20 protein-coding genes are annotated in these 20,882 nt (G+C 62.2%); 13 read left to right on the forward strand and 7 right to left on the reverse strand.

Features of this window, described 5'->3' with window-relative positions; translation table 11 throughout:
* The first annotated feature begins 45 nt into the window (after window positions 1-45).
* From DTI93_RS08015 to nadC, 10 genes are all read left to right on the forward strand, one after another.
* Window positions 46-483 carry a hypothetical protein gene (locus DTI93_RS08015; protein ID WP_249080251.1) on the forward strand — a complete coding sequence of 146 codons (438 nt, stop codon included), beginning with the start codon at window positions 46-48 and terminating at the stop codon, window positions 481-483.
* Window positions 484-506: 23 nt separating this feature from the next.
* The gene (locus DTI93_RS08020; protein WP_043557917.1) at window positions 507-1,250 is read left to right on the forward strand and encodes an ATP-binding cassette domain-containing protein; all 744 of its coding nucleotides are present in this window, start codon (window positions 507-509) and stop codon (window positions 1,248-1,250) included.
* Window positions 1,247-2,128 (forward strand): hypothetical protein, encoded by an 882-nt coding sequence (locus tag DTI93_RS08025; RefSeq protein WP_249080254.1) that lies wholly within the window; start codon window positions 1,247-1,249, stop codon window positions 2,126-2,128. Before DTI93_RS08020 ends, DTI93_RS08025 begins: the two co-directional genes overlap by 4 nt.
* Window positions 2,125-2,790, forward strand: coding sequence for a YdcF family protein (locus tag DTI93_RS08030; RefSeq protein ID WP_081563284.1), 666 nt, complete (start codon window positions 2,125-2,127; stop codon window positions 2,788-2,790). The genes DTI93_RS08025 and DTI93_RS08030 overlap by 4 nt, the downstream gene beginning before the upstream one ends.
* 67 nt (window positions 2,791-2,857) lie before the next feature.
* Complete coding sequence (locus DTI93_RS08035; protein ID WP_103765189.1) at window positions 2,858-3,613, forward strand: 1-acyl-sn-glycerol-3-phosphate acyltransferase; 756 nt, start codon at window positions 2,858-2,860, stop codon at window positions 3,611-3,613.
* A 228-nt stretch (window positions 3,614-3,841) separates the two neighbouring features.
* Window positions 3,842-5,029 carry a hypothetical protein gene (locus tag DTI93_RS08040; protein ID WP_249080256.1) on the forward strand — a complete coding sequence of 396 codons (1,188 nt, stop codon included), beginning with the start codon at window positions 3,842-3,844 and terminating at the stop codon, window positions 5,027-5,029.
* Window positions 5,026-5,883 (forward strand): NrtR DNA-binding winged helix domain-containing protein, encoded by an 858-nt coding sequence (locus tag DTI93_RS08045; RefSeq protein WP_249080265.1) that lies wholly within the window; start codon window positions 5,026-5,028, stop codon window positions 5,881-5,883. Before DTI93_RS08040 ends, DTI93_RS08045 begins: the two co-directional genes overlap by 4 nt.
* 714 nt (window positions 5,884-6,597) lie before the next feature.
* Window positions 6,598-7,584, forward strand: coding sequence for a quinolinate synthase NadA (gene nadA, locus DTI93_RS08050; protein WP_081563426.1), 987 nt, complete (start codon window positions 6,598-6,600; stop codon window positions 7,582-7,584).
* An 11-nt stretch (window positions 7,585-7,595) separates the two neighbouring features.
* On the forward strand, window positions 7,596-9,062 hold the full coding sequence (locus DTI93_RS08055) for an L-aspartate oxidase (protein ID WP_249080267.1): 1,467 nt from the start codon (window positions 7,596-7,598) through the stop codon (window positions 9,060-9,062).
* A 34-nt stretch (window positions 9,063-9,096) separates the two neighbouring features.
* Complete coding sequence (gene nadC, locus DTI93_RS08060; RefSeq protein ID WP_249080275.1) at window positions 9,097-9,966, forward strand: carboxylating nicotinate-nucleotide diphosphorylase; 870 nt, start codon at window positions 9,097-9,099, stop codon at window positions 9,964-9,966.
* 4 nt (window positions 9,967-9,970) lie between these two features.
* Here the strand turns inward: nadC and gloB are convergent, their stop codons facing one another.
* Window positions 9,971-10,678 (reverse strand): hydroxyacylglutathione hydrolase, encoded by a 708-nt coding sequence (gene gloB / locus DTI93_RS08065; RefSeq protein ID WP_248630606.1) that lies wholly within the window; start codon window positions 10,676-10,678, stop codon window positions 9,971-9,973.
* A 176-nt stretch (window positions 10,679-10,854) separates the two neighbouring features.
* On the opposite strand from gloB, the gene DTI93_RS08070 reads away from it, so the two are divergent.
* Window positions 10,855-11,532 (forward strand): phosphatidylserine decarboxylase, encoded by a 678-nt coding sequence (locus DTI93_RS08070; RefSeq protein ID WP_043558376.1) that lies wholly within the window; start codon window positions 10,855-10,857, stop codon window positions 11,530-11,532.
* A gap of 11 nt (window positions 11,533-11,543) precedes the next feature.
* A complete protein-coding gene (locus tag DTI93_RS08075; RefSeq protein ID WP_081562888.1) occupies window positions 11,544-12,410 on the forward strand; it encodes a phosphatidylcholine/phosphatidylserine synthase in 867 nt (288 codons plus the stop codon).
* Here DTI93_RS08075 and DTI93_RS08080 read toward each other — a convergent pair.
* Entirely contained in the window at window positions 12,326-12,844 is a 519-nt protein-coding gene (locus tag DTI93_RS08080) for an NADH-quinone oxidoreductase subunit B family protein (RefSeq protein WP_043557909.1), read from the reverse strand. The two genes, DTI93_RS08075 and DTI93_RS08080, sit on opposite strands and share 85 nt — an antisense overlap.
* Before the next feature lie 108 nt (window positions 12,845-12,952).
* On the opposite strand from DTI93_RS08080, the gene DTI93_RS08085 reads away from it, so the two are divergent.
* Complete coding sequence (locus tag DTI93_RS08085) at window positions 12,953-13,942, forward strand: diacylglycerol kinase family protein (RefSeq protein WP_249080277.1); 990 nt, start codon at window positions 12,953-12,955, stop codon at window positions 13,940-13,942.
* On the opposite strand, the gene DTI93_RS08090 is transcribed toward DTI93_RS08085, so the two are convergent.
* The 5 genes from DTI93_RS08090 to DTI93_RS08110 form a co-directional block, all read right to left on the reverse strand.
* On the reverse strand, window positions 13,866-16,739 hold the full coding sequence (locus DTI93_RS08090) for a TonB-dependent receptor domain-containing protein (RefSeq protein WP_249080292.1): 2,874 nt from the start codon (window positions 16,737-16,739) through the stop codon (window positions 13,866-13,868). The genes DTI93_RS08085 and DTI93_RS08090 overlap by 77 nt on opposite strands.
* A gap of 95 nt (window positions 16,740-16,834) precedes the next feature.
* Window positions 16,835-18,274, reverse strand: a complete 1,440-nt coding sequence (locus DTI93_RS08095; RefSeq protein WP_249080294.1) for a hypothetical protein — start codon at window positions 18,272-18,274, stop codon at window positions 16,835-16,837.
* A gap of 2 nt (window positions 18,275-18,276) precedes the next feature.
* Complete coding sequence (locus DTI93_RS08100; protein ID WP_249080296.1) at window positions 18,277-19,482, reverse strand: hypothetical protein; 1,206 nt, start codon at window positions 19,480-19,482, stop codon at window positions 18,277-18,279.
* Window positions 19,482-20,018 carry a hypothetical protein gene (locus tag DTI93_RS08105; protein WP_043557906.1) on the reverse strand — a complete coding sequence of 179 codons (537 nt, stop codon included), beginning with the start codon at window positions 20,016-20,018 and terminating at the stop codon, window positions 19,482-19,484. The genes DTI93_RS08100 and DTI93_RS08105 overlap by 1 nt, the downstream gene beginning before the upstream one ends.
* Window positions 20,015-20,878 (reverse strand): hypothetical protein, encoded by an 864-nt coding sequence (locus tag DTI93_RS08110; RefSeq protein ID WP_156878833.1) that lies wholly within the window; start codon window positions 20,876-20,878, stop codon window positions 20,015-20,017. The genes DTI93_RS08105 and DTI93_RS08110 overlap by 4 nt, the downstream gene beginning before the upstream one ends.
* Window positions 20,879-20,882: the final 4 nt, after the last annotated feature.

A 20,882-nucleotide genomic window follows, 5' to 3' on the forward strand; every position in this document is an offset into this window, starting at 1 on the left:
TGCCATTGCCAGCCCGGCTGTCTTGCAGGAAGGTCTGAAACATTCATGGATACATCGCCCTCTTCCTCCCATTCCTCCCCGGCACGGGGCGAACGCCTGCTCTCGGCCACGCCATCACGCCAGCAGCAGGGCGGAGCCATCATGGGGCGGGTCCTGCTCAACCTCATATGGGCCGTGGCGCATTTCGTTTTCAGCTTTCTCATTCAGCTGACAGAACTGTTTGCTCCCATCCTGCTCATCCTTGGCGTCGGCTGGTCCCTGCTGCCGCACCTTGTCACCGTTGCCACGGCCAATCTCGGGTCCCTCACGGAAGACCAGCAGACGCATGAGATCGTCAACCACATCGCCCATACCATCCCCGAACAGCTCATTGTAGCCGGTCACACCCTTACACCGCACGGGCTGATAAAGGATGGTCTGCTCCTCATGGCTCTGGCAGCAGCCTCCTCCACGGCGGCGGCCTGGCTGGCCCGGAGGCTCTGAGGCACAGCCATGCGGAGCCCTGCATGATCGCCCTGGAGACGCTTCCGCTGCCTGTCGGCACGTCTCTCGTGCCGGGTGGCGTGCAGCACCTGTCCCTGCGGCTGGAACGGGGTGGCACCCTCTGGGTGACAGGCCCTGCCGAAGCGGGCAAGACAGCCCTGCTGGATACCATCGCCCTGCGCCGCCCTGCCACGGGCGGGATGATGACCCTCCTCAACCATGCCGCAGGGCCCGGTCTTTCCGCACGGGGTCGCAGGCAGCTCCAGCAGCGCATCGGGTACATCGAGGCAGCCCCCCTTTTCATGGACCGCCTGACGCTGGCGGACAATATTGCCCTGCCGCTGGAGCTGAACCACCTGCGCAGAGCAGATGTGAAACGGGAAACCGACTCCATCATCCGCTGGTTCGGGCTGGAGAGCCATGCACAGCTCCTTCCTCACTCACTCAGTCAGACCATGAGAATGCGGGCCGCCTGTGCCCGGGCCCTGATCACCCAGCCTTCCATCGTCTTGGTAGATGAACCAGCCCTGACCCTCTGCCCTGTCCTGCGGGATCATCTTCTTTCCACCCTGCGGGGCCTGGCCAGAAATGGCACCACAACCCTTCTGGCCATGCAGCACCAGCCAGAAGGGACAGACCCTGATGACCAGCTCCTGACCCTGCCCCGGCTCCCCCCATCACCGGAAGTCTCCATTTCTTCTGCCTCCGGGAATGATCTGGCAGCCCCGCTGATCCTGTCCCCCAGAGATGAAAGGCTGCTCCCATGACATGCCTGTCCCGTGCTACAGACCGGCCTGCCCTGTGGCCCCTGCTGCTTGGCCTCTGTCTCGTCACATGGCTGGCCGGGCTGGCTCTGGCCCTGCCCTATGGTATGGATGGAGCTGTCCAACGCTGGGAAGGACAGGTGAACAGCCAGATCGTCATCGCCCTGCCTGTGATCGGCAAGGAGGCTCCCGCCCTGGCGGACAGCCTGCCCAAAGCCCTGACCGCCACATTCCCCGAAACCCACGCCACCCTCCTGCCAGAGCAGGAGGTTTCCCGACTTCTGGCCGCATGGTCCGCCCCGTGGGAGGGGCCTCTCCCCAGGATTCTCACCCTCTCGTATCATGGGGACATGACCAGACTGGCCGCCTTTGTTCACAGCACCGCCCCAGAGGCCATCATCGTTCCGCCGCCCCCCCAGCTGACAAAGCTTACCCCACTCATGACAGTCCTCCAGCAGACTGCACGCCATGTCGCCCTGATGGCTGGGCTGGCAGCAGCTCTGATCGTTCCCGCCCTGCTCTATCTGGCAGCCAGAACCGTCGCTCTGGCCAACCGGCAGCAGCAGGCCGTCCTGTGGAGACTGGGCGGAAAGCTGTCCGTCCTTCACCGTATTTTTGCCCGGCGGGTCGCCCTGATGGCCTTTCTGGGCAGCCTTGCAGGCATCGTCCTGCTCCTGCCTTCACTGGGCTTCATCACCGCTGCTCTGCACCCTCTGCTGCGCCTGCCACCCGCAGAGGGAAGCATGTCGTCCTTCATCTCTCCATCACTGCTGCCAGTCCGGCTCTGGCTGGCCTTTTCCCTGATGCCGGTCCTGATGGCACTGGCGGGCTGGGCCATGGTGCATCTGGTCTGTGCCAGACAGGGGCAACAGGCATCATGAAACGGCCGGGCCCCACTGTCTGGTCTCTCTTCTCTGGTGGGGTGACCATCGCAGGATGGCTCATGCTGGCCAGTTTCATTTACTTCTGTGCCGATGCCCTGCGCCCCTCACCGGACCTGCACAGCATCCCGGCTGACTGCGACGGCATCGTTGCGCTGACGGGCGGCAAAAACCGCATAGAAGCCGGAATTGCCCTGCTCCAGCAGAAACCGGAGCGACTGCTCCTGATCTCCGGCGTTTCCCCCCATACGGGGCTGAACCATATTCTGGCCGCCACGGGAATCGGCCCGCTGCCGCCGGACCTGACGCAGCGCATCAGCCTTGGATATCGGGCCGCCACTACCATCGGCAATGCATGGGAAACCGCCCAATGGGCAAAGCAGAAAAACCTGCATCATCTTGTTCTGGTCACGGCGGGGTATCACATGCGCCGCTCCCTGCTGGAGTTCCACGATATTGCCCCGCAGCTTCAGTTCACCCCCTACTGGGTGCAGCCTCCCGCCATGAGCACCCCCTTTCATCCACACACCATGCTGCTGATGTTCAGCCAGTACGGAAAGCTGATCGGGGCCTTCATCCGTCTCATGGTCCTCCACCAGCCGGACCATGCCCAGGAAGGATTCCGCCCTGTTCCTCCAGCTTCAGGAACACCTCCCGCCTGATTTCTGGCTCGCCCATCTTTTTCCCTTGCTCTTCGGATAGATTCTGCGCCATGCAGGGAGCATTATGATGAGTCTCGTCCGTGGCAGCCTGTTCAACCTGTATCTCCTGATTCTGACCCTCGTCATGGGGGTCTTCGCCTTTCCCATCCGCCTGCTCAACCGGCGGGATGCCGCCTTGGGCTATGCCAAGCTCTGGTCCAGGGCCGTGCTCTGGGGGCTGGAACGCCTCTGCGGCATCCGCATCGTCATCAGCGGGCAGGAGAACCTGCCTGATGGCCCTGCACTCATTGCCTCACAGCATCAGTCTTTCTTTGATGGTTTTGTCTGGATGAATACCGTGCCGCTGCCGGCCTATGTCATCAAGAAGGAACTGACATCCATTCCGCTGGTCGGCCCCATGCTCATTCTCAGCGGCATGATTCCTGTCGATCGTTCCGGCGGATCTCAGGCCCTGCGGGGCATGATGGATGCCGTGGCAAAGGCACAGGGAGCCGGGCGACAGATCATCATCTTCCCGCAGGGCACACGCACGAAACCCGGTCAGGCTGTTCCGCTACAGAATGGCGTCATCGCTCTGGCCCGACAGGCCACCTGCCCCATCCTTCCCGTAGTGACGAATTCCGGCCTGTTCTGGCCACATTCCCCGTGGCGGAAATACCCCGGCACGCTCCGGGTTGCCATCGGGAAGCCTCTCGCCGCCAGCCTGAAGGGACGTGACCTCATACCGGCCATCAGCGGCGCCTGGGAGGCACTCTGCCAGGAACATGACCTGCCCCATGAAGCTGTGGAAAACTCTGTGGATGTGAAGAAGGATAACCAGTAATTCCTGTCCCGCACGGAATGGACGCAGGTATAGACCATGAAAGTGCTGCCCTGTGGGTATCTGCCTAACCATCTGTAATACAACACATTTCATGAGGACTGCAGAGGGCCTCCCTTTTTGCCCCGTATCAACATTCTGGTGTGATTACTCTACAAAAGGTGAAGAACCTTCTGGGGACAAAGTAACAGGCCCGTCGTTCTATCCTTCTTCCACAGCGGAGGACAAATCTTGAGCCTGTTCCGCCGCCGTTCCATCCTGATCACCTCCTGTCTGTTCCTCGCTCTTCTGGCAGGCAGCTGGGGGTTGTACCTTCGGACGCAGGCCCTGCTTTCCAACCAGCTGGCCCATCTGGCCGTCCAGTCCCTGCCTTCGGACGGTCCCACCCCAACCCTGACCATACAGAAAACCTCTGCCAGAGGATGGCCTTTCGGGGCCTGGCGTCGGCTTTACGGCGTGTCCTTTCACACCCATCTCAACGGGGCCGATATTGTCGGGGCCACCCCCATGCTCCGCCTGGGTGGGAACTGGCTGGACTGGGCACATTCCCTGACCACACGGACCGAACTTCCACTACAGCTGCCGGACAGCACCATCCTCCGCATGGTCCGCAACGGCGAAAGCCTGACCCTGCGCCTGCGCAAGGCAAAACTGCGCATCAGCAAGGAAAGTCTTCCCTGTCCACCAGATGCCAGATGCCATGACCACGGCACGCTGCCCCTGTACTGGGCACATTTCCGCATTGCTGAACTGGAACTGGCCTCCTCCCGCCTGCCACACAGCCTCATGCTGAATCACACTGCCGGGACCATCCGTTTTGCACCGCAGTCCCTGTCGCAACCTGACCCTGCCCTGCAGAACAGGCCTCTGCTTTCCGCTGCCATCACGGCCAGAGAGCTGACCTATCCCTCCTCATTTCTACAGAATTTTCGGGTGGAACAGGTTCATGCTGCTTTTGCCCTGCTACCCGGCACCGGCACGACACCCCTCAGATTGCCGCCAGAAACCGATCATGCCACATCCTCCTGGCCTGACATTCCGTTACAGCTCAGGCTTCATGAGCTCAGTGCCACCATCCATCCGGTGGCTCCGGGAAAACAGGACACGCCACCGCCGCATCTCTCCCTTGGTGGCAAACTTTATGTCCCGGCCTTTTCTGGCATTCTGTCCGTCAGTCTGACCAACTGGCAGGAGCCCCTGCATGATCTGCTTCAGAGTTCATGGATCCAGCGCAACGTACCCATCGCCATGCAGGGGCTCCTGAACGACATGATGACCAGCCCCCGGATGCTGTCCCTCTCCTCCCATCCCCTGACGGTCAGCATCCCTCTTGACCACGGCGTTCCCCCGGGGCTTTCATCCGACCATTTACAGACCCTGTACAGCCATTTCCGCCAGCTTGCTCCTCATCCTCAATGACCTTCCAGAGCCTTTGCCCGACAGACCTGATTACCGTTCTCATGACATTGGGCGATGATGCACCCCACGTCGCCCTGCTGCGCCATGACCGGGACACCCCCCCCCTGGAGGAAAGCCATCATTCCCTGCAGAAACGCCTCTGCCATTGGGCGGAAACCCTGACACACTGCCCCATCGGTTACATGGAGCAGCTCTATACATTCAGCTCCTTTCCCATACGGGAACAGACGCCCCATATTCACATCACCTATCTGGCCCTGAGCCACAGCCACCCACGGGGCTGTCACGGTTCGCTTTACCAGCGTTTCCCCTGGGAAGACCGCCGGGACGAAAGTGGCAACAAGCAGCTGGCCGAGTTCAGCACAGCCATCAGGCAATGGGCCGACGACAATGAGGAACGCCAGAGCCGCATCGCTCCAGCCTTTGGGCTGGATGGTCTGCCGTGGGACGATACCCGTGTTCTGGAGCGTTACGAACTGCTGTGGGAATCCGGGCTGGTGCCACGCAGCCCGCCCAAACAGAAAAACACGGACCGGGATGACCGTCGCCTTCTGGCCACGGCCCTGTCCCGGCTACGTGCCCGCACCCGCTACAGTCCAGCCGTTTTTGAGCTGCTTCCTTCGTCTTTCACTCTTCTACAGCTGCAACAGGCGATGGAAACGGTATCTGGCCGCCTCATGCACAAGCCCAACTTCCGCCGCCTTGTCCTGCATCAGCAGCTTGTGGAAGAAACTGGCACCTACGACCGCCCAACCGTAGGACGCCCCGCCCAGCTATACCGCTTCCGGCCAGCTGCCATGGCTTCCTGCTATCTGGGAGCGGCATTTTTACCGCTTGATGTGCCGACTCTTTAAGCGATTTTTATCACGTATGATGGAACTTCATTGAAACAGGCCCATCTTTAGGGAAAGACATCACAAAACTGTCCCAATTTCCCTGTCCTGCTTCTTCCATAAGTTCGTGAAGTGCTGGTACACCCACCGACACTTCCCCAAGGCATATTCACTCAGGGGGCGCAGACTGGCTTTCACTACTCTCATCATGCAAACGCCCTCCACCAAGAAGACCCGCAGAGTTCGCCGCCATCCCCTTGGCAAGGCCGACGAGCTTCTGCGACATCGATCCGGTAACCAAGCCGCCGCCTGCATGGCCGTGCTACGATAATCCGATATGTTCGCCCGTTGCATCTGCCCAAAAGCAGACAGGCTGCCATGAATGAGCCGAAGCCACTACCGTATTCCAAAGCCAGAAAGAGACAAAGGCTGAGCCTGCGATGATGCCCCCGCCACCATTACCCATCCGGTTCCCGGAGAAGGGCTGACCTTTCCGCCCACATATCTGGCTCCATTCCGGGTATCTCCGGTAACCGTACCCCCCAACCAGAAGACGCCACCTTCCCCTGATTGTGGAGAGCCTCTGCCCAGTCACTCCCATCCAGAATACGCTCCCGAAAGAACGGTACGATCTTTCCTCCTGACACACCCGGAGCAGAAACCCCTTGGCATGGTCTCCAGCAGGGCCTATATTATGCTCATAGTGAGTATAACCTTGGTAAGGACCTCTCCATGATGCAGGGCATTGCCCCTTCTCCGTCCCGCGCTGCGCTGTACAGCCCCGTGGCCTCCCTCATGGCCCGGCAGGACTGGGACCGGCTTTTTGCAGATGACATCGAGGCCATTCTCGAGCTGAAGCGCAAGCATAATGCCGTCATCCTCGCCCATAATTACCAGACACCAGAAATCTTCCACTGCGTGTCCGACATCCGGGGGGACAGTCTGGCTCTGGCCCGTGAGGCCCAGAATCTGGAACAGGATGTCATCATCATGGCGGGCGTCCATTTCATGGCCGAAACGGTCAAGCTGCTGAACCCCACGAAGACCGTCCTTATCCCGGACGAACTGGCAGGCTGCTCCCTGGCCGAAGGTATCACGGCGGAAAATGTCCGCACCCTGCGGGAACGCCACCCCGGCGTGCCGGTCGTTACCTATGTGAACAGTTCCGCTGCCGTAAAGGCCGAGACAGACGTCTGCTGCACGTCCGGCAATGCACGCCGTGTCGTGGAAAGCCTTGGCGTACCGGAAGTCATCATGATCCCCGATGAATTCCTTGCCCGGAACATCGAGCGGGAAACCGGCATCAAGATGCACACATGGTCAGCCCGCTGCGAAGTCCATGAACGGTTCACCCCGCAGGAAATCCGCCAGTACCGGCGGATGCATGGCCCGCTCCATATCATTGCACATCCGGAATGTTCACCCGATGTCGTGGCAGAAGCCGACCATGCCGGGTCCACGGCCAGCATGATGGACTACATCGCCCAGCATAAACCTGAAAAGGTCATGCTCATCACCGAATGTTCCATGAGCGACAACCTCGCCGCCATGCACCCGCAGACCGACTTCATCCGTCCCTGCAATCTCTGCCCGCACATGAAGCGCATCACCCTGAAGAACATCCGTCAGGCTCTGGAAACCATGAGCACCGAAGTCACCATCCCGGCTGACCTTCAGGAACCGGCCCGCCGCTCCGTCGAGCGGATGCTGGCCATCAAGTGAAGGACCGTCCCATGCAGGGACATGCCCTTTCCCGCCACGCAGGCTGGCCAGTCATCATCGGGGCCGGGCTGGCTGGCCTCATGGCGGCTCTGGAGATGGACGGCCCCTGCGTGCTGCTTGCTCCCTCCTTCACAGGGGAAGGAACATCCAGCACCCTGGCCCAGGGCGGCATGGCAGCGGCGGTCGGTCCCGGTGACAGTCCGGCCAGCCACGCCGAGGATACGCTCAGGGCCGGTGCCGGTCTGTGTGATCCGGCCATCGTGCAGCGCATCACCGAGGCAGGGCCGGGTGCCGTGGAAACGCTCCTGCGGCTTGGCGTACCCTTGGCCCATAACGGAAAGGGCCAGCTTGCCCTCCATCTGGAAGCTGCCCACAGCCATGAGCGGATTGTCTTTGCCGGTGGCGACCGGAGCGGACAGGTCATCCTTCAGCATGTTCTCCAGCAGGCCCGGGAAAAGGACACCATCCACTGGCTACAGGCCACGCTGGAAGGGTTCCACGCCCCTGATGGGACAGTGCAGGGTGTATGGACATCCGCCGGGTTCATCCCCACACGGCACTGCATTCTGGCCAGCGGCGGCTGCGGCGGGCTGTATCAGCACACGACCAGCCCGCTTCCCAACCGGGGTACGACACTGGCTCTGGCCGCATGGGCAGGAGCCACTCTGCAGGACATGGAATTCACGCAGTTTCATCCCACGGCCCTCGTCGCACCGGGCCAGACAGGCCGCCTCTCCCTCATCAGTGAGGCCGTGCGGGGAACCGGAGCCGTACTGCGTCTGGATGACGGCCACCGTTTTACGGAAGAACTCGCCCCCCGTGATGTCGTCAGCCGGGCCATCGCTGCCCAGCTGCGGGAAGGACGCACCGTTTTTCTGGATGGACGCTCCCTGCCGGGTGCCCCCTTCAGCGCACGTTTCCCCGGCATCACGCAGGCCTGCCGAAAAGCCGGTCTTGATCCGGACACCCAGCTTCTCCCCGTCCAGCCCGCCATGCACTACCACATGGGCGGCCTGAAGGTGGACCAGACAGGCCGCACGACCCTGGAGGGATTGTGGGCCTGCGGAGAGGTCGCCTGTACCGGCCTTCATGGTGCCAACAGGCTGGCCAGCAACTCCCTGCTGGAGGCTCTGGTCTGCGGGCAATGGGCAGGGCGGGACGTCAACACCAGCCGGAACGACGGAACAGCTCCCCCTCCCGCCACGGTACCGGCACGCCCCACCTTCACGACGGACTGGCCTTTCCGGGCTGAAATGCAGCAGCATCTCGGCATTCTCCGCACCCGCACAGGACTGGAAAATTTTCTGGAACGTACCCTGCCACTGGCCCGCCAGAATCTCTGCGCCCTGACCGCCTCCTTCATCGGCTGGGCCGCCCTGAACCGCCCGGAACAGAGAGGGGCACACTGGCGGGAAGACACGCCCGGTCTTCAGCCGCCCCGTCACATCGACATGCAGCTGACCGACCTGCCCCTGTAACCTCCTTCCATCCAGCACCAGGAGACCTATCATCATGGCCCTTGAGACGCTTTTCCTGCCCGACCTGCTCTGGGAACCGGTCATCAGCAACGCCCTGCGGGAAGATTTCGGCACAGGTGGCGACGTCACCACGCAGGCTCTCATGCAGGGCCAGCCCACACTTCGGGCCTCCTTCGTCGCCCGGCAGGATGGACGGCTGGCCGGACTTCCCGGTGCCCGTCTGGCCTTCACGCTTCTGGATGGCCGGACCCGTTTCACATCCTTCAGACAGGAGGGCGACCGCATCACCCGTGGCGACGTTCTGGCTGAGGTGGAAGGCCCGGCCAGCGCCGTGCTGGGCGGGGAACGTGTGGCCCTCAACCTGCTGTCCCATCTCAGCGGAATCGCCACCACCACGGGCCAGATCGTGGATGCCGTGGAAGGTACGGGGGTCAGCATCTGCTGCACCCGCAAGACGCTCCCCGGCCTGCGTGCCCTACAGAAATATGCCGTCCGGGCTGGTGGTGGCAGCAATCACCGCCACAGGCTGGATGATGCCATCATGCTCAAGGACAACCATCTGGCTCTTTTCGGCAGCAACATCCCCGCCGCACTGGCCGCTGCCCGCCAGCGGGCCGGACACCTCATGAAGATCGAGCTGGAAGTGGACTCCCTCGCCCAGCTTGCCGAGGCGCTGGACTGCCCCGACGGGCCGGATGCCTACCTGCTGGACAACATGACCCCCGCCATGCTGCGTGAGGCCGTGAACATGATCGAAGGCCGGGCCATTGCCGAGGCCTCCGGTGGCATCACGCCCGACACGGCCCGCAGCATTGCCGAAAGTGGCGTGGACATCCTCTCCCTCGGCTGGCTGACCCACAGCGTGAAAGCACTGGATATCGGGCTGGACATCCGCACGGCCTGACAACTCAGAACTGGTCTTTCTGCTTCCGCAGGCGGGCCAGTTCTTCCGGCGTCCGGGCCATGAGGAACGGGTTGGTCTGCCGCTCCACGCCCAGCGGAACAGGCACCGAGGGCCGCCCTTCCGCCCGGAGCTGCGCCACCTCTGCCCTGCGGGCCTCCAGCGCAGGGGTGCTTCTGCCCAGTGAGGCAATGAATTTCAGGTTCCCCTGCGTGTATTCATGGCCGGGGCAGAGAAGTGTCCCGTCCGGCAGATCATCAAACTGGCGGAAGCTGGCAAAAAGCTGTTCCGCAGTCCCCTCGAACAGGCGGCCACTCCCACCACTGAACAGCGTATCCCCACTGAAGAGGGCCGGGGTTCCACCCTCCAGCGCATAGCAGAGGTGATCCAGCGTGTGACCCGGTGTGGCCATGACACGGAATGTCAGCCCGGCCACCTTCACCTCATCACCGTCCTTCAGCGGGTGATCGACACCTGCCACATCCGCTGGACCATAAACCGGCACGTCGTGGCGCCGTGCCAGTTCTGCCGCCCCACCGACATGATCGCCATGATGATGGGTCAGCAGGATGGCAGCCGGAGCCTCTTCCCCCAGCACCGCCTCTGCTGGCCCGGCTTCACCGGGGTCGATCACCACCCAGGGGTGCCCCTCCTTACGGACGAACCAGATGTAATTATCCTGAAAGGCGGGAACCGGCCTTATCTCCACACTCATGAAACCTCTCTCCAGACGAGGTTATCCCGCAGGAAACAGCGGGATAACGGAAGCCATGCCTCCAAGATGGCCCCTGCCACCTTTCCCTGCAAGCACACACCCAGCCCTGACCACGCCCTCCCCATCCCCGTCACGAAATACTTGACCCATCCAGCAGGTGACGTATGAGTAATCTCATGTCACTGATCAAATCTCTCAAACTCGTCCTTGCTCCGCCGCACCGTGCGGCAACACCCTTTCTGGGCATCGGCCTTCTGGCTGGTGTGTTCGGGCGGGCCACGCCATGGCGGCTGACACGGGCCCTGGGGACAGCAGGCTTTGCGTTCACAGGCTTCTGCCTCTATTTCTTCCGCAACCCACGGCGGACGTCTCCACAGGGTGAAGGGCTCGTCCTCGCCAGTGCGGATGGACGTGTGACAGGTGTTTCCATGGTCCCGCCGCCGGCTGCCCTGGAGATGGGCAGTGAGCCGGTCTGGCGTGTTTCGACCTTCCTCTCCGTACTGGATGTGCATGTAAACCGTATGCCCGTCAGTGGGACAGTCACGAAAATTGCCTATCATGCAGGCAAATTCCTCAATGCCAGCCTGGACAAGGCCTCCGAACATAATGAACGCAACGAACTGCGCGTAACTCTCCGGGATGGCCGCCAGGTGGCCGTCGTGCAGATCGCCGGGCTGGTCGCCCGCCGTATTCTCTGTGATGTGAAAGAAGGCGAACAGGTGCAGGCCGGGGAGCTGTTTGGCCTCATCCGCTTTGGCTCCCGCACGGACATCTACCTGCCACCGGGTATCACCCCCGATGTCCTGGAGGGACAGACGATGATCGGAGGCGAGACGGTCATAGCGAAGCTCTGAGGGCCAGACATATGCAGAAGCCATCTTCCGACACGGCCATGGTGCATAGATACCGGCGCAAGCGGCGCCGGGTCCGTGGGCTTTCCTTCAACCGGCTTGTCCCCAACATCCTGACGATGCTGGGCCTCTGTGCGGGGCTGAGCGCCATCAAATTTTCCATGACAGGCCATTTTACCCATGCAGCCGGGGCCCTGCTCATCGCTGCCTGCATGGATGGGCTGGACGGACGCATCGCCCGCCTGCTGAAGGGGACATCCCGTTTCGGAGCTGAATTTGACAGCCTGTCGGACTTTGTCTGCTTCGGCGTCGTGCCGCCCTTCATCCTCATGCTCTGGGCTCTGCCTGCCACGCAGCGGCTGGCCTTCATCCCGTTCATTCTTTTCACGGTCTGCATGGCCCTGCGGCTGGCCCGCTTCAACTCCGCACTGGACGACGATACGGCACCGGAATATGCCGCCAATTTCTTCTCCGGCGTGCCCGCACCGGCAGGGGCAGGGCTTGCACTGTTCCCGGTCTTTCTGGGGCTGGAAGCCAAGCGCAACAACCTGACAGGCATCGAGCATTTCGCCCACTCCCCATGGCTGGCCGCTGGCTGCCTGATCGTCACCGCCCTGCTGCTGGTCTCCACCCTGCCGATCTGGTCCTTCAAGAACTTCAAGGTACCATCACGCTATATTCTGCCCATGCTGGTCGGTGTCGGTGCCTATGCCGCCATTCTGGTAACAGAACCATGGGGCGCTCTGGCCGCAGCTGGTGTCCTCTATCTCGTCATGATCCCACTCTCCCGCCGGTCTTACTGGCGGCTGCGGCGTGAGGCAGAAGATGCATGGGAGCCCGTGGGAGATGAACCACCCTCTGCCAGCTCCACCAACGCCTGAAGAATGGATGCGGGCGACGGCGGGCAGCCAGGGATGGACCCATAGACCCGGCTGAGCGCATGGAGGCCACCCAGCGTGGCGTATGTGTTCTTCCACAATCCACCATCATGGGCGCAGTCTCCCACAGCCACGAGGCTGCGTCCTGCGGGCATGGCCTCCCACGCACTGGCCAGATCGCCTGCGCAGGAGCGTGTTACAGAGCCGGTGACAAGGAGCCAGTCCGCATCCTCCGGATGCTGGACCCTCTGAAACCCGCTCCCTTCCAACGGGTAGGCGCTGCTTCCCAGAGACACCAGTTCCATCGCACAGCCTTCGCAGCTTCCCGCCTCAAGCGTGAACAGCCTGATGCGCCGCCCCTGCCGCCTCACGGGGCGGGGGCGCCATTTCTGTACATCCAGAAAAGCAAGCATCATGGTCAGGGGAGCTGACTGCATGGCAGATGTGATCCTCACAATGGGAACAAAACAGCAGAACCTGTAACAGAAGGTTCATGCCGGGCACTATATAGTGTCCCGGCCCAGAGTGAAGTACCCTCCCCCGCCATGCACCCACCATCCTCCTCACAGCACCCCCATCCCCGCAGAGCACTGCTCATCATCAACCCGACAGCGGGGCATCACTCTCCCCGGCGGCAGGCCGCCTTCGTGAAGCATCTGGAACAGGCCGGGCTGGACGTGCGTGTCATGGAAACCCGCTACCGGGGCCATGCTGCGGAGATCGTGAAAATCCACCTGCCAGAAGCGGACCTCATCATTGCCGGTGGAGGGGATGGAACGATTGCCGAAATTACCCACGCCATGCTGGGCCAGCCCTGCCCTCTGGCCCTCTGGCCCGTCGGATCAGCCAATGTGCTGGCATTGGAGCTGGGCGTCCCCTTCCATGACGCCCGCAACGCCACCCTGATCGCCAGCGGGCAGACCCGCACGCTCTGGCCGGGCTGGCTCACCACAGAAGGACAGGCCAGCCCAACCCTGTTCCTCCAGATGGTCGGGGTCGGCCCCGATGGCTGGGTGGTGCAGCAGCTCTCCACGGCCCTCAAGAAACGGATCGGCCGGGCCGCCTATGCCGTCACCGCCCTGCGCCTGCTGTCCACCTATCCCTTCCCCGCATTCGAGACAGACGTGGATGGCCGATGCTACCAGTCCCGCCTCACCATCATCTCCAAAGGGCGGCTTTATGGTGGTCCGTTCCGGCTGTTCCGCCACAACCACCATGAAGAGGCCGCCTTCTCCGTCTTCATGCTGCACCGGCTGCACCCGCTCTGCCTGCTGAAGCAGGCATGGGCTTTCCTCTGCCGGAACGACTGCACCACCCCGACCTTTTCCTTCATCCGGGGACGGACCATCACCTGCCCCGGCAGCCAGCCCGTTCCTGCCCAGAGTGATGGGGACTTCAGAGGAACAACGCCGCTCCACATCACCAGCGCACCAGCTCCCCTGACGGTCATCTGCCCGGCTAGAAATCAGCCCCCATCTGGAGAAAGAAACTTCTTCCGGCAATGTAGCCTGAATATTGGGAAAAGGCGGTATTGAAGGCCCCATCCGGCACGAAGGGCGGCCGACGGTTGAACAGGTTGCTGATGCCTCCCATCAGCTGGAACTGGTGCCACGTCCCTGACACCGTCACGTCATGCAGGATCGTTCCTCCCACGTGGGTTCGCCCGGATGTGGCCGGGTCAAGATCACGGTGCCCGTCATTCATCCTCATCCCGCTGATGAGGCGTGTCATCCAGATGAGGCTGACATGGTCATGCCGCCATGTCGTGCTGATGTAATGCTGCTCCCGTGGTCGGCCACTGCCATTCAGATAGAGCAGACGACCTGTATAGTCCTGCCAGCTCCCGTTACGGGTCAGCTTCTGCCTGTAATTCAGAAGATACTGGGTGTTTTCATGAAGGCTCAGCTGGTCCCTGTCGCCCAGGGGCAGGCTGTAATGCAGGCTGAAATCCAGACCATCCGTCTTCAGGGCACCGACATTCTGCGGCAGGGCCTTGATGGCCGTGATCTGCCCGCTGCTGGAACGGGGCAGGATGGCACTACAGAAATCCGGCTCGCTGCCCGTGTAACATCCATCCAGAAGCGTCTGCGTGCTGAGGGTCGAGATCATGTCCCGCAGGCTGTAATGCCAGTAATCGACAGAGAGCCGCAACGCCCTGAGAGAGTGGGGCGTGATGTCCATGCCGACCGTTGCTGTACGTCCATATTCCGGCCCCAGCCGAGGATTGCCACCGGAGAGGGTCGGCAGCTGCCCGACCAGTGAAGAAGTGAAGCTGGCCGGGTTGATTCCTTCCTTCTGGCACCGTGCCTGCACCGCTCCCGCACGGCTGCCATAGCTTCCCACATGGGCGCAGGGATCGGATGCAGAAGCATAGCTCAATGTCTGGCCGCCATAGACATCATACAGCCCCGGCTGCCGGAACGAGGTGCCCAGCGTCCCCCGGAAGGCCACGTCCTGAACCGGTGCCCAGTGCAGGCCGGTCTTCCAGTTCAGCGGTGTTCCGTAATGACTGTATGAAGAGACACGGCCCTGAAGATCAACCGTCAGGTCCCGGGCCAGTGGCGCACGCCGCAGCAGGGGAAGCTGGATTTCTCCATAACCCTCCGAAACGGTGAACCCACCGCCCGTATAGGCCCCCGCCGCCCCTGTGGACGCCCCCTGCGCCACGAGGGCATCAGGGTGATAGCTCAGCTGCTCCCCCCGATGTTCCATGCCTGCCGCCACCCCGACCGGCCCGCCATACATCCACGGCAGGGCAAAGAGATGCGGGTTCCGCAGGCGCAGCATCGTGTCCCGCAGCTGATAGGTGGCCCGGTCCTTCTGGGTGAACCGGACATGATCCTTCGCCTGCTGGCTGTAGGGCGCAAAAGGATTCTGCAACACGCAGCCCTGCGCCGCCTGGCATATGCCCGGATCATAGACCACGGGACTGCGGGAATCCGTCACATCCAGCTGTCTCGTCCCTGTCGTTTCCAGCAGATTGCGGTAATTGATCATGTCCTGCGTGTGAGAGGACAGATGGCTGCGCCCGTAGGTATAGGAGAGGTCATAATCCCACCCGGCTCCCAGCTGTCCTTTCAGGCCGGGCAGGAAGGTCCATGTATCAGTGTTGATGTGATTGCGCCGTGGCCCGACATCTTCCATCCGCTTGATGATGGACGCATCCCGCCCCCACGGATTGTACGGACTGGCCGCCGGCAGCAGCCATGAAGACGGCAGTGTGGATGGCGGGACACTCCCCTGCACCGGCGCTGGCGACTGGGTCCGTTCCACGAGCGTATGGCTGTATCGCATGGTGCCATAGAGCGTCACGAACCGGGAAAACCGCTCATGGGCATCAAAAGAGGCCGTGCCGTCATCATGGCGGTTCATGATCGTGGAATAGCGGGCAAAATTGTACAGATCGTCCCTGGTGAAGCGGCGGAAGCCGCCCTGCCCATCCGGCACCATCTTCTGCCCCGTCTGCGGATTGATGAGCACGCCGGAAGGAATGATGGACGACCCATAACTGGGGCTGCCCGTGGCCGGATTGTCATTCTGTGGCAAGGCTGACCAGCTGCGGTCCCGGTTATAGATGGGGCCGGTCGTGCTGTAGCTGCCCGCCAGCGTGACGTTGCCCCGCCCCTCATCAAAATTCATGCCGTGATAGGCGGAGACCTCGCCACCCCGGGCATCCCCGGCCTGCGCAATGCTCCCCCGCATGGTGATGTTGCTGCCCGTGAGGTCGTGCCGCAGATGGATGTTGATGACCCCCGCCACGGCATCCGCCCCATACAGGCCGGACCCGCCATCCTTGAGAATTTCCACCTTCTCGATCTGCTGCAACGGAATGGTGTTGAGGTCCACACATTCGGACCCGGCATTGAGGGTCGCCCTGTGCCCGTCAATCAGCACAAGCACCCGCCCCTGCCCCAGATTCCGAAGGTCCGTGCAGGATGCCCCCTTGCCCCCGTTGGTCAGGCTGTTCGGCGAACCGGATGAGCCGATGGAAGGCATCCTTTGCAGATAGTCCCCCAGAGACGTCACGGCACTGCGCTGTATCTCCTTCCCCGTGATGGTCTGCACGGGATTGGGGGATGTCTTCCGCCCACCCTGAAGGTAAGACCCTGTGACCGTCAACTGCTCGACAGACTGGAAACGGGCCTGTGCTGCCTGATGTGCTGGTCCGTTGCCCCTGTTTCGAGAATGTTCTGGTGCTGAGGGGGTTTTCACCGTCCCGGCCGTCTCAGGCTCCGCCACTGGCGGTTGGGCCTGCACAGGCAGCACCGTCAGGACCGGGCAGACCAGCCCTCCACCCAGCATGAGGGCAACGCCCTGTCTGATAAACCGCACAGCCCCTCACACAGCGCATGATGAATCTTAAATCATATTTTATATGTTATAATATAACACCCTGACGGATACCAGAGCTTTTCAGGCAGGCCATCTCACAAGGCAACTCCGGCGGGCGACAGGCCCAGAGATACCAGCGCAAGCCCCAGCTGTTCCGGCTCATGCCCTTCCAGCACGGAACCCAGCACGGCCAGAAGAGGCACAAGCGGATCCCGTATCTGAACACTGGCCAACCGTCCCTCCTTCAGCACGACATGGTACCAGACATCTCCTCGGGCTCCCTCGGCCACGCCCAACCCTTCATCAGTACGGGGTATGGCCTGGCGCTCACTCTCCGCACCATAATCGGCAACAATACACTCCATGATTTTCAGGGCTTCCTGACTTTCTGCCAGACGCTGCCGACTGCGTGCCCAGGCATCCCCTTCATGACGCCCAGCCCCACCCATCGCCCGCGTGCGGACACCCTCATCCATGTAACGCATGTCCAGATACCGCCCACTGGCCCGGCCAATCACCCCACCCAGCGCATAATCCCACGCCAGTTCTGTCGGCACGGTGGCTATGGTCTTCAACCGTCCATCCGACAGACGGGCCAGCTGTCTGATCTGCTCCAGCCGTGGGGCCACCCCCTGCACCACGGCCTGAACAAACGGAATCATCGCATCAACGCCACTGCTTCCCTCCAGCCTGATGCTGTCTGTCAGACGGCGGGACAGACCATGCGCCGTACAGAGGCCCGCAAGATGCTCCCGGGCATGGTCGCACAGGCTCGCCATCAGGCCAGCACCAGCCTGATGGGCCGTCTGCGCCAGATCAAACAGATGCAGCCCCAGCCGCTCCACCTCCAGCAAAATGAGCCGTCTGTCCCGCTCCCGTGGGTCTATCTGGCGATTTTCTGCCTGCTCCAGCGCCCGGACGAACGCCAGAGGATGGGCCACAAACCCACCTGCTGAAATCCGGGCCACCAGCGGCATGGCCTCCTGCGGTGTCAACCCGACCAGACGGGACAGGACACCACGATGGCCAGCCGCAATCTGCACCTCCACCTGCTGCATCACACCGTCGGCCAGCACATAATCCACACCCAGCAGGCCCGGTATGGCCGTACGGAAGGGCGCAATCCTGCATCGTGGCAAAGGCTGCCCCGTCCCCTCGCTGACAGGCAGGGGACGGGCAGACAATGGCGCCGCAAGGGACCAGCTGCCATCATCCAAAGCCGGACTGTCATCCAACGCAGACCAGGCCTCCACACCCCAGAGGTCCCTGGCCATACGCTCCCCCCACTGGGCCGCCGGGAAATACTGCGAGGCTGCCTGATAACGCCCCTGCACCACCGCTGTACTGAGCAGCAAAGGCTGCTCACCCTGTAACAGGAACAGGGCCGTGGCCCATTCCTCATCCGCCCAGAAACCCAGCAGGGACATCAGCCGGACATTCTGCTGCAACAGATGCAGCCAGCCCTCCGCCGTCACACGGTAATGAAACAGCCCGACACGCTCCCCTTCGGGCAGGACGACTGATCCTTCCGTCATGTTCAATGTCCTTTCAGGTCAGGCAAGGGAGGAACCAGCATGCCTCCCCAGACCAGCAGCGCAACGGCCAGCAGGGCCAGAAGAACCAGCAGCAGAAGGAGCCCCCGCATCACCCAGCCACCACGCTGCCAAACGGCCAGAACACCCTGCGGCATGGTTTCCAGCTCCAGATGCCGGAATCCCAGCATCACACAGGCCAGCAGCCCAAGCAGGGCCGACCAGCCCAGCAGCGGCGCCATGACAGCCAGTACGATCATGATGACGGGCAGGACCATCTGCACCGGCAGGGCAGCCACACCTCCCAGAAGCAGGCCATCACATCCCAGCCGCAGGGCCGTGGCGAGCAGGGCGCCCCCATAAAGCAGGAGAAGGCATGGCATCTGCCCTGTTCCCGCAGCCAGCACGCCCAAACCCGTCATCCATGAAAGAAGTGGAAAACTGCCCTGTCGCCCCAGAAACGTGCCTGCCAGAGCCAGCAGTCCAGCCACCACCATGAGGTGCCGCATGAAAGGGATCACGGCCAGCAACGCCATAAGAAACAGCGGAACAAAACGCAGCCCCGCATCCAGCAGGACCAGCTCTGCCCGGCTGGACACGGCACTCCCCAACCCCGCCATCATGCACAACCCTGTCAGCGCCAGAACCTGCCCAACCTGGGCTGCACTCTCGCTGCTGGAAAACACACCCCCTCCCTGCATCACTGCAAAGCCAAGCCCCGCCAGTATCAGGCCACTCAGCCGCAGACGGACCACCTCCCAGGCAGGCATGGCCCGCCGGGTTGCCCGGCCATCCCACCAGGCCAGCAGGACAGTCCCGGCACCATCAAAAAACAGGGCTGCCAGAGGGGGGCGCAGCAGAAGCCCCATAAACACGCAACCTGTTACCAGAAAGGGCAGATAGACGCTCATCCCTTCCCTGAAGGACGCCGTCCCCGTGATCGGTTCAGTTCTGCCCCGCAGAACAAAGAGCAGCGCCGGTACACAGGCCTCCATGGCCAGACAGACCTCCTGTCCCCACGTCATGCCGGACGAACAGCCCAACAGGGCCAGGCCACTGAGACCCAATCCCAGCCGTGCCATGAAGCTGGCCTGATCGGGCCGACGTGAAGCCCACAGGACCCAGACCACCAGAAACGGCCAGCACATCAGCCCGAACAGCACAGGAGACGCAAACAGTCCGGAAGAGAAAGACGCGGCAGCCAGCATCATCACCCTTCCTCCACCCGCAACCAGGCCAGCCGGGGCAGAAGCACAAGTGCCAGGAACACCATGACCGCCCAGAGTGCCACAGCCGTCACGAACAGCCCCCATGAAGGCAGGATGGCCGCCATCACCATGAGGCCATCCACAGCCATGATCAGCCCGCAGAACTGGGCCAGAGCCACACCACAGGCTGCTGCACACAAACCGGCCAGCACCAGACCGATGCCAAAAGTCGGCACCAGTCCGAGACCTGCCCCAAAGAAAGCCAGAACAACCTGAAGGAGCAATGTCATCACGACAGGCAGCAAACCCCGCCCACTGGCAAGGAGACGCCCTTGCTGGCCAACAGCAAAATGCCGCACGAGCCCCCACAGAATCAGATTGAAAACCGGCAGCAGCAGGGCACAGAGACCTGCCAGCCCTCCCGTACCGGATGTCCCCGCAATGATGGCGCAGAACCCGCCATAAAGCGGCAGCCAGCGACCATCCCGCCCCAGCCTCAGCAGAACGAATACCAGTGCGCAGGCAAACCCGGCCATCATACGGCAAACCTCCCGGCAAGCGCCATCAACCCGGCCAGCCCCAGCAGAAGGGCCACAAACCGTCCATGCCGTCTCATGCCTGTCATCTGCCCCAGAGCTACCAGAACACTCCCCCCCACGAACCTGACAGACAGCCCGAGAACTCCCCCCGGCCCCTCCAGACCAAACAGGACAGGCAGCAGAAGATCCCCCAGAAGCAGCGACCAGCCAGCATGATACACGCCCACGATCACCTGTCGCTGATCCCGTGCCAACCGGCCAACAGGCTGGCCCCTCGCCACCATGTCATCAGCCAGTGTCTGGCGATCCGGCAGGGAGGTCGTCAGGGCCAGCGCCACGGCACAGCAGAGGGCTGTCCCAGCCAGACTGGACCCCGGTGCCGCCAGCAAAAGCTGCTGCACACCCCGCAGGCCGGTCACACCCGGAGCCGCCAGCACGATGAAGGATTCTGTCAGACAGAGGACCAGGCAGCAGCGTCCATGCATCCACCAGAGCGGCCCCGGGACAGCCCAGAAAGCGCCAGCCAGCAGAACACTCCCCATCAGCAACGGGTCCGCCAGCCATGCACCCATCACGGCACCGACATCCGGCATGACGATGGACAAACCCGCCAGACAGAGCAGCACCAGCAGCACCAGAGCCAGCATCAGCCCATCCTCCAGCGGCAGGCCATGCCGCAGGGTCAGCCGCCAGAATGCAGCCATCCGGCCATATCTCTCCCGCAATGGTGCCACAGCCCTGCCAACCAGCAGGGCCGGAACATCCTCCCCCAGCCAGAACATTACCGGCAGGAGAAGCAGGATCACGGCCAGCTGAAGGCTCAGCTCCAGCAGAACACGAAGGCCAGAAAGCAGAACCATGCCC

The sequence above is a fragment of the Parasaccharibacter sp. TMW 2.1884 genome, from assembly GCF_023337695.1.
In the GTDB taxonomy this organism is placed as follows: Bacteria; Pseudomonadota; Alphaproteobacteria; order Acetobacterales; family Acetobacteraceae; genus Bombella; species Bombella apis.

Coding starts and splice junctions, on each gene's coding strand:
- DTI93_RS08015 (WP_249080251.1), top strand. CDS start 46: ATGGATACATCGCCCTCTTCCTCCCATTCCTCCCCGGCACGGGGCGAA.
- DTI93_RS08020 (WP_043557917.1), top strand. CDS start 507: ATGATCGCCCTGGAGACGCTTCCGCTGCCTGTCGGCACGTCTCTCGTG.
- DTI93_RS08025 (WP_249080254.1), top strand. CDS start 1,247: ATGACATGCCTGTCCCGTGCTACAGACCGGCCTGCCCTGTGGCCCCTG.
- DTI93_RS08030 (WP_081563284.1), top strand. CDS start 2,125: ATGAAACGGCCGGGCCCCACTGTCTGGTCTCTCTTCTCTGGTGGGGTG.
- DTI93_RS08035 (WP_103765189.1), top strand. CDS start 2,858: ATGAGTCTCGTCCGTGGCAGCCTGTTCAACCTGTATCTCCTGATTCTG.
- DTI93_RS08045 (WP_249080265.1), top strand. CDS start 5,026: ATGACCTTCCAGAGCCTTTGCCCGACAGACCTGATTACCGTTCTCATG.
- nadA (WP_081563426.1), top strand. CDS start 6,598: ATGCAGGGCATTGCCCCTTCTCCGTCCCGCGCTGCGCTGTACAGCCCC.
- DTI93_RS08055 (WP_249080267.1), top strand. CDS start 7,596: ATGCAGGGACATGCCCTTTCCCGCCACGCAGGCTGGCCAGTCATCATC.
- nadC (WP_249080275.1), top strand. CDS start 9,097: ATGGCCCTTGAGACGCTTTTCCTGCCCGACCTGCTCTGGGAACCGGTC.
- gloB (WP_248630606.1), bottom strand. CDS start 10,678: ATGAGTGTGGAGATAAGGCCGGTTCCCGCCTTTCAGGATAATTACATC.
- DTI93_RS08070 (WP_043558376.1), top strand. CDS start 10,855: ATGTCACTGATCAAATCTCTCAAACTCGTCCTTGCTCCGCCGCACCGT.
- DTI93_RS08075 (WP_081562888.1), top strand. CDS start 11,544: ATGCAGAAGCCATCTTCCGACACGGCCATGGTGCATAGATACCGGCGC.
- DTI93_RS08080 (WP_043557909.1), bottom strand. CDS start 12,844: ATGCAGTCAGCTCCCCTGACCATGATGCTTGCTTTTCTGGATGTACAG.
- DTI93_RS08085 (WP_249080277.1), top strand. CDS start 12,953: ATGCACCCACCATCCTCCTCACAGCACCCCCATCCCCGCAGAGCACTG.
- DTI93_RS08095 (WP_249080294.1), bottom strand. CDS start 18,274: ATGACGGAAGGATCAGTCGTCCTGCCCGAAGGGGAGCGTGTCGGGCTG.
- DTI93_RS08100 (WP_249080296.1), bottom strand. CDS start 19,482: ATGATGCTGGCTGCCGCGTCTTTCTCTTCCGGACTGTTTGCGTCTCCT.
- DTI93_RS08105 (WP_043557906.1), bottom strand. CDS start 20,018: ATGATGGCCGGGTTTGCCTGCGCACTGGTATTCGTTCTGCTGAGGCTG.
- DTI93_RS08110 (WP_156878833.1), bottom strand. CDS start 20,878: ATGGTTCTGCTTTCTGGCCTTCGTGTTCTGCTGGAGCTGAGCCTTCAG.